Below are 12,848 nucleotides of genomic sequence, written 5' to 3' on the forward strand. Positions count from 1 at the left end.
AGGTGACCCACCTGCCCGCATACCGGGCCCCGTTGCCCTCCGGACATCAGGAAGGATACCCCCTGTGACCACCGTTGACCGAGCACTCATCGCGGAGATCACAGCCCGCACCGCCGACGACGTGCCCCTCCGCGGCGTCCTGATGCCCAGGCAGCCGGGCTCCCCCGCCCGGCGGCGACGCTCCGCGACGGCGGACGATCTCGCGATCGTCGTCGGCCACGGCTTCACCAACCATGTCCGCAAGCCCGCGGTCATGCGAAGCCTCGTCCGACTCGCCCGGCGGGCGGCGGTGTTCGCCTTCGACTTCCGTGGCCACGGCCGCTCCGGCGGGCGTTCCACCGTCGGTGACCGCGAGATCCTCGACGTGGCCGCGGCCGTGAGCTACGCACGACGCTGCGGCTTCCACCGGGTCGCGACCCTGGGCTTCTCGATGGGCGCCTCGATCATGATCCGGCACGCCGCGTTGGCCGAACCCGGCGACCGGCCTGAGGCCGTCGCCGCGGTGAGCGGCCCCTCCCGGTGGTGGATCAGAGAGACGGCGGCGATGCGGCGGGTCCACTGGTTGTTGGAGCAGCCGCACGGCAGGCTGGTCGCGCCGCTGGTGGGCGTCCGGCTCGATCGAGCCTGGGAGCAGGTCCCGGTGTCGCCGTTGGAGGCCGCCGAACGCATCCATCCCACGCCGCTGTTACTCGTGCACGGCGAACAGGACGACTATTTCTCCCCCGATCACGCACGGCAGCTCCACTCGGCCGCAGGCTCCCGCGGCGAGCTGTGGATCGAGCCGGATATCCGGCATGCCGAGACGGGCATGACGCCGGCGCTGGTGGATCGGATGGCACAGTGGCTTGACGGGAACGCCCTCAAGGTGACCCGGCAACGACAGCTGATCAAGGCGGGTACCGAGCGTTGAAGAGACTACTGATCGTCCTGGTGATCGTCGCGGGGCTGTTGACCGCCGCCGACTACGGTGCCGCGGCGGCGGCCGAGTACCAGGTCTCCACACGGCTGCGTGCGGAACTGGGGCTCAGTGACGACCCCGCCGTCAGGGTGAACGGCTTTCCCTTCGTCGTCCAAGCCATGGCAGGCGACTACCGCGAGGTCGAGGTGCAGGCTCAGGGGGTGCGGGTCGGCGAGCTTCAGGACGTGCACATCGAGGCGACCCTGCGGCACGTCCGGGTGCCGTTCTCCGACATCGTCGGCGGCACGCTCCGTGAGGTGCGCGTCGACGAGGTGGCCGGCCTCGTGCGGCTGACGGCCAGCGACATCGGCAGGTTGATCAACATCCCCGATCTCCGGATAGAACCCTTCACCGGCGAGCTCGTGGAGCCGGAGGAGGGTGCCGAGGAAGGCGGCGAGCAGGCGGCCGAGGGGGCCGGGCCCGAACAGGTCGACGACGGCACGACGGCCACCGTTCAACTGACCGGGAGCCAGGACATCGGCGGCGACAAGACCGAGATCACCGTCGTCGGCACGCTCTCCTTGACCGACGGGATCATCGAGATCCAGCCGAGGCGGCTGGAGATCGATCCCGGAACCGGCGCGCTCGAACTTCCCGCGGAGATCCAGGATGCGGTGCTGAGCACCTTCACCACCCGGATCGATCCGGGTGGACTGCCGCTGGACGTCACGCCCACCTCCGTGCGTGCCGAGCACGGTGCGCTGATCGCGGGCGGCACCGCGCGGGACGTGGTGATCCGCAACTAGGGGCGGAGGGGCCCGTGGCAGCGCGCCGCCTGAGGCCGCGGCGTGGCCAACGAGGTCGAGTGGGGAGCCGACGTTCTCCCTCCGGATGAGCGAGACGAGTGTTCGGGAGGCGCGATGGCGGGTCTGGCGGCCGTGTTGGCGGCGGTCACCACCGCCTTGTTGGTCGGCGTCCTGCATCGTCGCGCGCAGGGCCGGGTCCGGGTCACCGCTGAGCCGTCGGAGCCCGCCCCGGAGCCCTCCGGGCTGCCCGCGGCGGTGTGGGAGGCCCTGACGGCCACCGCCACCGTCGCCGATCCGACGACACGGCCGCCTTCGACGGTGACGCTGCTTCAGCTGTCCACCACCTTCTGTGCGCCCTGCAGGCACACTCGCGCCCTGCTGGCCGACGTCGCGGCGAAGTCGGCCTCGGTGCGCCATGTGGATCTCGACGTCACCCACCGTCCCGACCTGGTCGGGGCGCTACGTGTGCACCGCGCTCCCACGACGATCGCCTTCGACCCGGCGGGGCGCGAGCTGTTCCGGATCGGCGGCGTCCCGCGTCGCGAGGCGCTGCTGACGGCGCTGCGCCCGCATCTGCCCGCCCCGCGTTCCGAAGATCCCGCCCCGCCTTCCGCGGATCAGCTCCCGGATTCCGAGGACTGAGAGAGCTTCCCGACCAGCGGGCGTTCCGGTACCGTCGCAGGCGTGCACTTCCTGCTGACCAGACGCCGCGCGGTAGACCTCTGCCGCCTCGCGAGCAGTCTCTGTCGCACTTCCTGACCGGGCTGTAGCGCTGTACGGCTGACGTCGCATCACCTCTCGCCACCGCGCTCGCCCGCCTCGGACGGACTTCTCTCACCGCGAAACCGTCATGGAGGTCGTATGTCCGATGCACAGCTGATCGATGCGCGGGGGCCTCGGTTCTCCGCCGCGATGACCAGTCTGATCCTCGTCGTCGTCCTGCTCACCGAGAGCTGGCGGCTGTTAGGGGCCCAGGCGCTGTTATTCGGATTATGCGCGTTCGTCGGCCTGCGGCTGAACCCGTGGGGTCTCGTCTATCGCCGGTTGATCAGGCCACGGCTTCGCGGGCGTGGGGAGCAGGAGCCGACCGCACCCGTGCAGTTCTCCCAGGGCGTGGGCTTCGTGTTCAGCGTGGTCGGGGTCATCGGCTATGCGAGTGGGCTCACCACGCTCGGCGTCGTCGCGACCGCCCTGGCGCTGGTGGCGGCGCTGCTCAACGCGGTGTTCGGCCTCTGCCTCGGCTGCGAGCTCTACCTGCTGGTTCAGCGGCTCCGGGCATCCCGTCCGTCCAATCTCGCCTGACCCCACGCGCCACCTGCGGTCCGCACGGCGCCGCGGTGGGTCGGGCCCACGTCGAGTACCCGCGACATCGACCGATCCGGGAGACCCCGGCATCGACCACCCCGGCATCGACATTCGACCACGACCACGATCGCGACGAGACCGCGACGAGAACACGAGGAGCAGCGAGATGAGCCGCGAAGACTTCCTGGTGACCGCCGAATGGGCCGAGGCCAACCTCGACACACCTGGACTGGTGTTCGCCGAGGTCGACGAGGACACCACGGCATACGACGGAGGCCACATCCCCGGAGCCGTGAAGCTCGACTGGAGGAACGACCTCCAGGACCACGTCCGCCGTGACTTCGTCGACCGGTCCGGCTTCGAGAAGCTGCTGTCGAGCAAGGGCATCGGCAACGATGACACCGTGATCCTCTACGGGGGCAACAACAACTGGTTCGCCGCCTACGCATACTGGTACTTCAAGCTCTACGGCCACCAGGACGTCAAGCTCATCGACGGCGGCCGCAAGAAGTGGGAGCTCGACGGCAGGCCGCTCTCGTCCGACGCGGTCGAGCGTCCGGAGACCAGCTACACCGCGAGCGAGCAGGACCTCTCCATCCGGGCGTTCCGGGACGAGGTCGTGGCCGCGATCGACACCAAGAACCTGGTCGACGTCCGCTCCCCGGACGAGTTCGCCGGCAGGCTGCTGGCACCCGCCCACCTCCCGCAGGAGGCGGCCCAGCGCGGCGGCCACATCCCGGGCGCCGTCAACGTGCCCTGGAGCAAGGCGGCCAACGAGGACGGCACCTTCAAGTCCGAGGACGAGCTTCGAGAGATCTACACCGAGGCAGGTCTCGACGGGAGCAAGGCCACCATCGCCTACTGCCGGATCGGCGAGCGTTCCTCGCACAGCTGGTTCGTGCTGCACGAGCTGCTCGGCCAGTCCGACGTCAAGAACTACGACGGATCGTGGACCGAGTACGGCAGCCTCATCGGTGTTCCGGTGTCGAACCCGTCGGCGGCCCAGTCCGGCTGATCCGCCGGGCCGGGCCGAGAGTCCGACCCGGCCGTGTCACCGAGCCTGTCCCGATCGGACGACGACCGGGCCGCGAACACGAAATGGAGCCTTGATCATGAGCAGCTGCGGAGCACCGGAGCAGACGGCGACCCGTGCCGAAGACGTGGCAGGGACCGACCAGGTCGTCGTGGCAGGCCGGGTGCACACGGGGGGCGAGGGAGTCTCCGGCGCGTTCGTACGTCTGCTGGATGCGAACGGCGAGTTCACCGCGGAGGTCGTCTCCGCACCGACGGGAGACTTCCGCTTCTACGCCGCCCCGGGCACCTGGACGGTTCGAGCTCTGCACAAGTCGGGCCGAGGGCAGGCCGAGATCGTCGCGGCGGACGCGGGGCTGCATCGCGCGGACATCGCGTTGACCTAGGAGGTCGTGCGGGCGCGATCCGGCGAGCGGGCTGATCCTGTCGTCGCGAGCCGGACCTCGCCGCATGACCTCGCCGACTGCGGCAGACCGTGTCCGCACGCGCCGGTCCGCGGCGAGCGTCGACGTGATCGGTGGTGGGCGAGCCCACGCCTTGCCTTCCACCGTCCCCGTCTGCCGAAAGGTATGCTCCGAGCGTGGAACTGTTCTTTACCGGCCTACTGGCCTTGGCCACGGTCCTCGTGTTGTGGTTCGCCGTCTACGTCGTCTATCGGCTGTACAGCGACCAGCGCTGAGTGAGTCCGAGACATGACATCCGACGAGCAGCCGAACACCATCAGCGGTGACGCCGCAGTGCAGGCGGCAGCCGAACGAGCCGAGGCGACACGCGGACTGAACCTGCCGCAGTTCGAGGACCTGCCGATTCCGGCGGACACCGCGAACCTGCGGATGGGACCCGAGCTGCATTCGGCGTGTCTCGCGCTGCTGCCCCTGGTGGGTGTCTGGCGTGGTGAAGGGGTCGCGGAGCATCCTTCGCTGGACGAGCCCTATCGCTATGGCCAGCAGATCACCTTCGCGCACGACGGCAGGCCGTTCCTGTACTACGAGGCGCGGTCCTGGCTTCTCGACGCCGACGGCGAGGTCCTCGGGTCCGGGTCCCGTGAGGTCGGCTGGTGGCGGCCGCAACCCGACGACACGATCGAACTGGTTCTGGCCCACTCCGGCGGCGTCGTCGAGATCTTCTATGGCAAGCCGCGCAACCAGACCTCATGGGAGTTGGGCACCGACGCGGTGGCCAGGACGAGCTCCGCCGAGGAGATCAGCGCGGCACAGCGTCTGTACGGCGTCGTCCCCGACGGGGATCTCGCCTACGTGGAGGAACGCTCGCTGGGCGGAAAGCCCTTGGCGCCGCACATCTCCGCGAAATTGAGCCGCGTCGTCGGCTGAGCCCGCCGGACGCGCACCGCGATCAGCGCGGGCGGACGCCCCGTACGCGGGACGCCGCGCCTCGTCCTGATAATCGGCGCGTGCGGCCGCGGGTCCGCCCGGCCCGGTTCGTCGCCCGGCCGGCCGGAGCCGTCTCTCGACGCGGCGGACCACCCGCCGGGGCTCGACACGATTCCCAGGATGACGAGCGGCCCGATACCGGCCTCCGCGCCGCGCGGGCATCGGCTCGCCGTCCGTGAGATCCCTGAGGGGACCCGACCGGTCGTCATGCCGATGCGGCATCGGTCTGTCCGGCCGGGTGTCGCCGTTCGTCAAGCCCCGCGGGACCCGCACGGCTCACGATGCTCGACGGCGACGACCGCCCGTCGCAGGTCGGCCGCGCCGGTGGTGCGGTCAGCCGTGGTGACGGCGATCCGAGACGGACGGGCCGCCTGACTGGCGTCGTGGGCTGCTTCCGGCCTCCAGACTCGCCGTCGCCCGTGCAGGCGCCCTCGTCACCGATGTCCTCGTCGCCCATGCGAGCGCCCCCGATGCGCGACACCGGGGGAACCCGCGTCGGCGGGCCGGGTCAGGCGTACTGAGACTCGAACAGTTCGGTGATCTCCCGATGGAGTGCCGCCCGCTGCTCCTCCTCGGGGAAGGCCTTGCCGTCGAGGGTCAGCACCCTGGTGATCAGCCGGACGCTGGAGACCAGCCAGAGGCCGTCCGCGTCCCAGAGTTCCTCGACACGGATCGGCTCGACCCTGGTGGTCCAGCCCGCCGCCTCGGCGGCGCGGAACAAGGCATGCTGGGTGGTGCCGGGCAGGATTCCGCTGTTCGCGGGCGGCGTGCGCAACGTACGGCCCTGCGCGATCACCACCGTGGAGGTCGGGCCCTCCAGCACGGTGCCGTCGGTCGCGGTGAAGATGACCTCCTGCGCGTCGTTGCGCTCGGCGTGCCGCAACGCGGCCATGTTGACCGCGTAGGACAGGGTCTTGGCGCCCAGCAGCAGCCACGGAGCCCGCTCCTGGAGGTCCGCCGCGTAGCCGCGGTCGAGCGTGATCACCGCGATCCCCTCGGTGCGCTTGCGGATCGTCTCGGGGCCCACGGGCATTCCCATGGCGAACGCCGTCGGTCCCGCGCCCTCGACGCCCCGGGAGTAGACGAGCTTGAGCGCCATCTCCCGCCCGCCCTGCCATGCGTCGATGACGATCCGGCCGCAGCGTTCCCAGGCGGCCAGGTCCGGCGGCGGCATGTCCAGCAGTGCCGCGGATCGCGCGAGCCGATCCAGATGAGGGCCCAGTTCCCTCGGTCGACCGTCGATCACCATGATCGTCTCGAACACCCCGTCGCCGCGCTGCACCGCGAGGTCGTCCACGCGAAGCAGCGGAGCGGTGTGGTCGACGATCGTTCCGTCCAACAACGCAAGCACCGTCATAGCCCGACAGTATGCCGCCCGGTGTTCCGGCCGTGGTCGGTGTCACTCCAGCGAGGCGGCGATCGCCGGATCGGCCGCCGTCACCGTTCCCAGACGACGTCTACCATGGGGAATCGTGGCCCGAGGGCGTGTGCTCGCGGTGGACGGCTTCCCCCGAGACGTGGCGCAGAGCGAGATCGTCGCGCGCACGCCGGAGCGTGCGGCCGCGCGACGAAGGGACTGCCAGTGACCACCTCGACCTCCTCACCGCTGCTCGCCTCGCCGGGCGCGGTGCCGCCGCCGGACGACTCTCCCGACGCCGGCGTGCCCTGGCACTACGGCGATCCCTTCGCCGAACAGCGCACGGCCGCTCGCGGCGCGGTGGTCGTGGACCGGTCCCATCGCACGGTGATCGCGGTGCCGGGCGAGGAACGGCTCAGCTGGCTGCACCTGATGCTCTCCCAGCACGTGACGGCGCTGCCGGACGCGACCGGAACCGAGGCGCTGATCCTCGACGGCCAGGGCCGGGTGGAGGCGCACATGGTGCTCGCCCACCTCGATGGAACGGTCTGGCTGGACTCCGAGGCGTCGACCACGGTGACGGGGGCGATCGGCGGCAGGACAGAGTCGCTGTCGGGCTACCTGGAGGGGATGCGGTTCTGGTCCAAGGTCGAACCGCGCGACGTGACCGCCGACTGGGCGCTGCTGTCGGTCGCGGGCCCGGAGGCGGACACGGTCCTCGCCGCCGTGGGCGTCGAACCGCCCGCGGCGCGGTACGCCGTGACGGCGTTGCCCGGCGGCGGCTTGGCGCGTCGGATGCCCTGGCCCGGCCGGAACACGGTCGACCTGCTCGTTCCGAGGCCCGAACTGGTCTCCTGGTGGGAGCGGCTGACCGAGGCGGGCGCACGTCGCGCGGGCAGCTGGGCCTTCGAGGCGCTGCGGGTCGAGTCGTTCCGCCCCCGACAGGGCCTGGACACCGACAATCGATCGATCCCGCACGAACTGGGCTGGGTCCCCTCGGCCGCCCACGTCAGCAAGGGGTGTTACCGAGGGCAGGAGACGGTGTCCAAGGTTCACAACGTCGGCAAGCCGCCGAGGCGCCTGCTGCTGCTGCACCTGGACGGGTCCTCCGAGGTCCTTCCCGAGACCGGTGACCCGGTGACCGACGGCGATCGTGCCGTCGGCCGGGTGGGCAGTGTCATCCGGCATCACGAGCTGGGCCCGATCGCCCTGGCTCTGATCAAGCGGAACGTGCCGATCGACGCGGAACTGACGGTGGGCGGCGAGGACCGACGGGTCGCCGGATCCATCGACCCCGATTCGGTGCCCGCCGACACCGGAGAACCACCCGGTCGGGTGGCTGCGCAGCGTTTGCGTGGTTGACGCTCGCTCCTGTGTCAGGATCGCGTGCGGAACAGGGACATCGCACCGCTCGAAGCCGGGCGGCGATGCGGAAGAATCCGGCAGGCGGTTGCCCGTCGACGTGTGTTCACGCAAGGATCGGTGGTCGAGCGGCTCGTGGTGAGCCGATGGACCGTCGACAGGCCGGCATGACGCGCACCCGGAGACTCGGATGAAGTGGGACGGACCGATGTCGTTGAGGACAATGCCGTGATCGAGGTCCGACCTGGCGGCCGAAGGCGGATAGACCGGGTACTCGCCCCGGACTATCTGGAGGGCGTCCAGACCAGGCCGCTGAGCGAGGTGCGCGCGCTGCGGGACGAGGCGGCCCAGGAGGAGACCGACCTCTCCTACCTGCGCAGGCTTCTGCACGCACGGATCGACATCGTGCGTGCCGAGCAGATCCGGCGTGAGGAGAACGGACCGATCTCGGTGGTCGAACAGCTCACCGACATCCTGGCCCGCAACGCCGTCGGGCCCGCCACCGGCTCCGGCCGCTACCAGACGATGGAGCCGTCTCGGGCCGAGGCGCGACGGCGACATGTCGAGGCGCTGGTCTCCGACGTGGACCTCTCCGACGTCACCTCCCGTTCCGATGCGGAGCTCATCGAGGCCGCCGAGGGATACGGCGAGGAGGAGGCGTCGGTCTCCCTGCGGCGGCGTGAGGTTCAGGACGTGGTCGACCTCCTCAACGCGGAGATCGCCCGTCGGTACCGTGAGGGCCGCGCGTCGGTGGACGAGCTGCTCGCCGAGGCATGCGAGAGCGACCGCCCCGCGCCTCGGAAGCCTGCGGACGACGAGGCGCGGTAGCCCCGCTCTCCCGGCCGGGGCGGGCCCGTACCGTCGTCGACATGAGCGTCCCCCTGGTCGAAGTCGTGCGTTCGGGATTCCGCGAGTGCGTCCACCGCGGTTCGGTGGCGTTGTGGGCGGCGGGCGCGTTGTCCGCGCGCAGCGTCGGCGAGGTCGACGTCCCGATGTTCCCTCGTTCGTCGAACAAGCCGTTCCAGGCGCTGGGCATGCTGCGGTGCGGCCTGGAACTGTCGGACGCCGACCTGGCGGTGGCCTGCGCCTCGCACAGCGGGGAGCCCGAGCACCTTCGGCGCGTCGAGTCCGTGCTCCATGCACACGGCCTCACGGAGGACGACCTGCAGTGTCCGGCCGCGCTCCCGGGTGACGAGGCGAGCCGCCACGCGATGCTGCGCGCGGGTCACGGCCCGCGCAGACTCGCGATGAACTGTTCCGGCAAGCACGCCGCGATGCTGGCGACCTGTGTTCGAGCCGGTTGGTCGACCGAGGACTACCGCGAGCCGTCGCACCCGCTGCAGGTCGAGATTCGCCGGACCATCGAGGAGTCGACGGGGGAACCCGCCGCCGCGACCGCCGTCGACGGCTGCGGCGCCCCGTTGGCGGCGTTCTCGCTGGCTGGTCTCGCCCGTGCCTTCGCGGGTCTCGTGCAGGCGCCGGTCGGCACGCCGCGACGGCGAGTGGCGGACGTCATGCGCAGGCATCCGTTCCTGGTGTCGGGCACCGGACGCGAGGACGAGTCGATGATGACCGCCGTACCCGGCCTGCTGAGCAAGGCCGGTGCGGAGGGCGTCGCCGCCGTCGCGCTCCCCGACGGGCGGGCCGCCGCGATCAAGATCGAGGACGGCCATGCGCGGGCCCGGCTGCCCGTCCTGGTCGGCGCCCTGCGCGAACTCGGTGTCGCCCCGTCCGAGGCGCTCGACGCGCTCGCGACCGAGCCGGTGTTCGGTGCGGGCCGTCGGGTCGGCGACGTACGGATGCTGCCGGACGTCTTCGACCGGGCGGTCGCGCTCAGCTGAAGCGCTCCCGCGAGGCGACCTCGGCCCAGAAGTCGCGCAGCTTCTCATACAGCTCGGCGATCACCTCGGCCTCGCCCTCCTCGAAGGCCTCGACCATGCGATGGACGTCCTGCGCCGAGGTGTCCTCGGAGAGCTCCTCGTCGTCCATGAGCTGCACGAGGCCGCCGTAGTCGAGTTCGAGGGCGGAGTCGGGGTGGAAGTGGTCCAGCCATCGTCCGGTGTCCCGCAACAGCGCCGCGGGGCCTTCCGGGCCGATGGACTCCCGCACCACGCCGTGGGCGTGTTCAGCCCGCCTGCGGGCATCCGCGAGCGGCACCCGCCAGCTGACCCTTCGCTCGGGGTCGTCGAGCGGAGCGAGCACGAGGCGACGGGCGGCCGGGTCGACGAGCGAGAACCACGGCAGCGGCACGCTCCAGGTGGAGCTCACCACGTGCACCGCGCCGCCCGCCATCTCGGCGACCACCGCGGCGGCCCTGGACCGCACGGCATCCGGGGCCAGGGGCAGCGCCTCGGCGAGCAGCGGCGGGGAGGCCGTGGACAGGAATCCGACCATGCCGGCCGCGGCCCGCGCGCGGATGTCGAGCGGACAGACCAGCAGCTCCTGCTCGAAGTCGGCGTCCGCGTCCTCCCCCGAGGGGACGCGGACCGGCCCGCCCCCCGGCAGATCGTTCCCGGTCGGGCCGGTGGTGGCGGCCCCGCTTCCGGTGGTGGGGCGGGAGCCCGTGCCGGGGCCGTCGAGGGTGCTGACGTCCTCCGGGTGGAGCACCAGCACGTCGGTGAGGCCCTCCAGCCGTCTGCCCGCGGGCGCCCCGTCGCCGGGGAACAACCGGACGGGCGAGGCGAGTTGTGTCCGAAGCCACACTTCTCGCTCCCGGTCCGCCACCAGCGACGGATCGAGGGGTCCGGCACGCAGGGCACGCTCCAGTCTGTCCCGTGACGTAGCGTCGAAGGAGGACAGCGGCTCGTACACCCTGAGGTAGGCGACGAACGATCGTGGCACCCTGAAATCCTGCCACGGTCGGGGCCGCGACGGCACAGCGGTCGGCATCACGTCCGAACAAGCGGTGCCACGTCGCATCGACCCTGCCTGTCACGGTACGGTGGGGGCAGGAAGAGTTGTCGAGACGATACGGGGCCGCCGTTCCCCCGGCCGCCCCGTCCCTGTGCGAGGGGGTCGAGCCATGGGGCGCGGCCGAGCTAAGGCCAAGCAGACGAAGGTGGCCCGGGAGCTCAAGTACAGCACCCATGCCACGGACTTCGACGCTCTGCAGCGCGAGCTGTCAGGCGGCGAGTCCTCTGGCAAGCGGTCCGATGATGACCGACCCGGAGACTCGTACGACGACCGGTACGACGAATACCGAGGTTGACTCAGCCGAGTGTTCAGGCGAGTCGACCCTCTTCGGAGCTCTCTCGCCTGACGGCTGCGCCCTCAACCTGGTGATCGTCAAGGTCCCTGTACCTGAGTTCGGGCCTTCGAACGACTGATGCCGGGTTACGCCTTCGTGGCGTGACCCGGCATGAGTCGTCCTGTCCACGACGACATGGTGCGGCGTGAGAACCAGACACGGCGCACCATCTGAGCGAGCGAGGCCCCACATCCATCACGGATGTGGGGCCTCGCTCTGTTCACGCCGCTGGACGAGGCGATGCCCGGGCGGCCCCGTCGGCTCCCGACGCGCGCATCACCGCGCTGCGTCGTAGGTCGGCGCCTGCGCCGCCACGCCGCTCGGCGCAGGCGTGATCCATCCCCCTCCGCCGATCATCGAAGCGACAGACAACCGGCATATCCCCCCGATATCCTTGACCCACGGTGAGCGGCCGGCTGCCGACCGCAGTGACGAGGAGGATGCGATGGGGGATTCGTATGAGGTCGATCCAGAACTCCTGCCGCAGGCGATCGCGGACCTGGAAGAGGCACTCTTCCAGTTGGACCAACTGCGGTTCGACGCGGATCAGCACGGAAACAAGAGGGTGGCAGCCTAAGAATCAACGGACACGGTACGTCGCCATGCGAGCATCGAACAATACCACTACAGCGGTCTGCACGCTTCTTGCAGCCGTTCTCGCTACTTCCTGCAGCTCGAACGAACCCGACCAAAATCCCCCCGGTGAGCCCATGTCTACCGGGCCTTTCACCACACAGCATAGCCCCAATGGAACAACCACCGAGACTCCTCCCCTCCTCGCACCAGCTGTTCAGGAGCCGAGGGATGTGTCCGGACTAGATATCTGCACCCTTTTCGATTCCGAGGATGCCGTCCGCCTGGGATACGACCCGACCGGCGTCCCCGAAGCTCCGCTCTCCGGCACTGACACCCCTCGATGCGGCTGGCGGCCGGAAGGGCAACGAGCAGGCGGCGTCACGATCTGGGCGGATGTCGAACGAAGTGGACTCAGCGAGATGTACTCGCTACCTCGCGAGTCTTATCCCGACTTTCGCGAATTCGAGGTAAGCAGGTATCCGGCCGTCCAAGCTTCGCTGGGCGGACCGACTGACAGAACGTGTTTCATTCACGTGGGCATCTCGGACAGACAATTCATCACTTTCGGCTCCACCCTCGGGCACGGCCAGGAAGACGACCCCTGCGACCAAGCAGTCACGTTCGCCGAGGCACTGATACCAAGCCAGCCTACCCAACCTCGAATAATCCTCGGATCCCAAACCATCCAGCAGAACCTAGCACGATCCCCGACAACCGTGTTTCAACAACTGCTTACGCTTAGCGAGGACCGAGATGTCGAGCCCGAACATCAAAACTACACATAATGCCACCGAAGGGCTCACGAAACCAAGAGTTGCAATCGGCACATATAGGAACAGTGAATGCTGCTACACAGCGCAAGGGACTCGATGCA

General features: G+C 69.8%; 16 protein-coding genes. 14 read left to right on the top strand and 2 right to left on the bottom strand.

What is annotated here, in order from left to right; all coding sequences use genetic code 11:
• Nucleotides 1-64: 64 nt before the first annotated feature.
• The 8 genes from AHOG_RS27040 to AHOG_RS27070 all read left to right on the top strand — a co-directional run bounded on the left by AHOG_RS27040 (nucleotide 65) and on the right by AHOG_RS27070 (nucleotide 5,372).
• Complete coding sequence (locus AHOG_RS27040; protein ID WP_245856473.1) at nucleotides 65-910, top strand: alpha/beta hydrolase; 846 nt, start codon at nucleotides 65-67, stop codon at nucleotides 908-910.
• Entirely contained in the window at nucleotides 907-1,704 is a 798-nt protein-coding gene (locus AHOG_RS27045) for an LmeA family phospholipid-binding protein (RefSeq protein ID WP_093943820.1), read from the top strand. The genes AHOG_RS27040 and AHOG_RS27045 overlap by 4 nt, the downstream gene beginning before the upstream one ends.
• Nucleotides 1,705-1,818: 114 nt before the next feature.
• The gene (locus AHOG_RS27050; RefSeq protein ID WP_093943821.1) at nucleotides 1,819-2,346 is read left to right on the top strand and encodes a TlpA family protein disulfide reductase; all 528 of its coding nucleotides are present in this window, start codon (nucleotides 1,819-1,821) and stop codon (nucleotides 2,344-2,346) included.
• A 42-nt stretch (nucleotides 2,347-2,388) separates the two neighbouring features.
• Nucleotides 2,389-2,463 (top strand): putative leader peptide, encoded by a 75-nt coding sequence (locus AHOG_RS30650; protein WP_376700089.1) that lies wholly within the window; start codon nucleotides 2,389-2,391, stop codon nucleotides 2,461-2,463.
• Between the two features lie 102 nt (nucleotides 2,464-2,565).
• A complete protein-coding gene (locus tag AHOG_RS27055) occupies nucleotides 2,566-3,006 on the top strand; it encodes a DUF4395 domain-containing protein (RefSeq protein WP_093943822.1) in 441 nt (146 codons plus the stop codon).
• Nucleotides 3,007-3,175: 169 nt separating this feature from the next.
• Nucleotides 3,176-4,024 carry a sulfurtransferase gene (locus AHOG_RS27060; RefSeq protein ID WP_093943823.1) on the top strand — a complete coding sequence of 283 codons (849 nt, stop codon included), beginning with the start codon at nucleotides 3,176-3,178 and terminating at the stop codon, nucleotides 4,022-4,024.
• A 97-nt stretch (nucleotides 4,025-4,121) separates the two neighbouring features.
• Nucleotides 4,122-4,427, top strand: a complete 306-nt coding sequence (locus tag AHOG_RS27065; protein ID WP_093943824.1) for a DUF1416 domain-containing protein — start codon at nucleotides 4,122-4,124, stop codon at nucleotides 4,425-4,427.
• A 306-nt stretch (nucleotides 4,428-4,733) separates the two neighbouring features.
• Nucleotides 4,734-5,372 carry a heme-binding beta-barrel domain-containing protein gene (locus AHOG_RS27070; protein WP_093943825.1) on the top strand — a complete coding sequence of 213 codons (639 nt, stop codon included), beginning with the start codon at nucleotides 4,734-4,736 and terminating at the stop codon, nucleotides 5,370-5,372.
• A gap of 568 nt (nucleotides 5,373-5,940) precedes the next feature.
• Here AHOG_RS27070 and AHOG_RS27075 read toward each other — a convergent pair.
• Nucleotides 5,941-6,789: an aminodeoxychorismate lyase gene (locus AHOG_RS27075; protein ID WP_093943826.1), complete on the bottom strand. Its 849-nt coding sequence runs from the start codon at nucleotides 6,787-6,789 to the stop codon at nucleotides 5,941-5,943.
• A 225-nt stretch (nucleotides 6,790-7,014) separates the two neighbouring features.
• On the opposite strand from AHOG_RS27075, the gene ygfZ reads away from it, so the two are divergent.
• The 3 genes from ygfZ to AHOG_RS27090 all read left to right on the top strand — a co-directional run bounded on the left by ygfZ (nucleotide 7,015) and on the right by AHOG_RS27090 (nucleotide 9,992).
• On the top strand, nucleotides 7,015-8,151 hold the full coding sequence (gene ygfZ, locus AHOG_RS27080; protein ID WP_245856474.1) for a CAF17-like 4Fe-4S cluster assembly/insertion protein YgfZ: 1,137 nt from the start codon (nucleotides 7,015-7,017) through the stop codon (nucleotides 8,149-8,151).
• Nucleotides 8,152-8,379: 228 nt separating this feature from the next.
• A complete protein-coding gene (locus AHOG_RS27085) occupies nucleotides 8,380-8,979 on the top strand; it encodes an RsiG family protein (protein WP_093943828.1) in 600 nt (199 codons plus the stop codon).
• 41 nt (nucleotides 8,980-9,020) lie between these two features.
• The gene (locus AHOG_RS27090) at nucleotides 9,021-9,992 is read left to right on the top strand and encodes an asparaginase (RefSeq protein ID WP_093943829.1); all 972 of its coding nucleotides are present in this window, start codon (nucleotides 9,021-9,023) and stop codon (nucleotides 9,990-9,992) included.
• Here AHOG_RS27090 and AHOG_RS27095 read toward each other — a convergent pair.
• Nucleotides 9,985-10,992: a DUF8083 family protein gene (locus tag AHOG_RS27095; RefSeq protein ID WP_093944863.1), complete on the bottom strand. Its 1,008-nt coding sequence runs from the start codon at nucleotides 10,990-10,992 to the stop codon at nucleotides 9,985-9,987. The two genes, AHOG_RS27090 and AHOG_RS27095, sit on opposite strands and share 8 nt — an antisense overlap.
• Nucleotides 10,993-11,173: 181 nt before the next feature.
• Here AHOG_RS27095 and AHOG_RS27100 point away from each other — a divergent pair, with 181 nt between their 5' ends.
• The 3 genes from AHOG_RS27100 (at nucleotide 11,174) to AHOG_RS30655 (ending at nucleotide 12,759) form a co-directional block, all read left to right on the top strand.
• Nucleotides 11,174-11,359 (top strand): DUF3073 domain-containing protein, encoded by a 186-nt coding sequence (locus tag AHOG_RS27100; protein ID WP_075743068.1) that lies wholly within the window; start codon nucleotides 11,174-11,176, stop codon nucleotides 11,357-11,359.
• A 484-nt stretch (nucleotides 11,360-11,843) separates the two neighbouring features.
• Nucleotides 11,844-11,975, top strand: coding sequence for a hypothetical protein (locus tag AHOG_RS30300; RefSeq protein ID WP_260404338.1), 132 nt, complete (start codon nucleotides 11,844-11,846; stop codon nucleotides 11,973-11,975).
• A gap of 25 nt (nucleotides 11,976-12,000) precedes the next feature.
• Nucleotides 12,001-12,759 (top strand): DUF3558 domain-containing protein, encoded by a 759-nt coding sequence (locus AHOG_RS30655; protein ID WP_157737068.1) that lies wholly within the window; start codon nucleotides 12,001-12,003, stop codon nucleotides 12,757-12,759.
• Nucleotides 12,760-12,848: the final 89 nt, after the last annotated feature.

Source organism: Actinoalloteichus hoggarensis (genome assembly GCF_002234535.1).
Classification (GTDB): Bacteria; Actinomycetota; Actinomycetes; order Mycobacteriales; family Pseudonocardiaceae; genus Actinoalloteichus_A; species Actinoalloteichus_A hoggarensis.

Coding starts and splice junctions, on each gene's coding strand:
- AHOG_RS27055 (WP_093943822.1), top strand. CDS start 2,566: ATGTCCGATGCACAGCTGATCGATGCGCGGGGGCCTCGGTTCTCCGCC.
- AHOG_RS27065 (WP_093943824.1), top strand. CDS start 4,122: ATGAGCAGCTGCGGAGCACCGGAGCAGACGGCGACCCGTGCCGAAGAC.
- AHOG_RS27070 (WP_093943825.1), top strand. CDS start 4,734: ATGACATCCGACGAGCAGCCGAACACCATCAGCGGTGACGCCGCAGTG.
- AHOG_RS27050 (WP_093943821.1), top strand. CDS start 1,819: ATGGCGGGTCTGGCGGCCGTGTTGGCGGCGGTCACCACCGCCTTGTTG.
- AHOG_RS27060 (WP_093943823.1), top strand. CDS start 3,176: ATGAGCCGCGAAGACTTCCTGGTGACCGCCGAATGGGCCGAGGCCAAC.
- AHOG_RS30300 (WP_260404338.1), top strand. CDS start 11,844: ATGGGGGATTCGTATGAGGTCGATCCAGAACTCCTGCCGCAGGCGATC.
- AHOG_RS27090 (WP_093943829.1), top strand. CDS start 9,021: ATGAGCGTCCCCCTGGTCGAAGTCGTGCGTTCGGGATTCCGCGAGTGC.
- AHOG_RS27100 (WP_075743068.1), top strand. CDS start 11,174: ATGGGGCGCGGCCGAGCTAAGGCCAAGCAGACGAAGGTGGCCCGGGAG.
- AHOG_RS27075 (WP_093943826.1), bottom strand. CDS start 6,789: ATGACGGTGCTTGCGTTGTTGGACGGAACGATCGTCGACCACACCGCT.
- AHOG_RS30655 (WP_157737068.1), top strand. CDS start 12,001: ATGCGAGCATCGAACAATACCACTACAGCGGTCTGCACGCTTCTTGCA.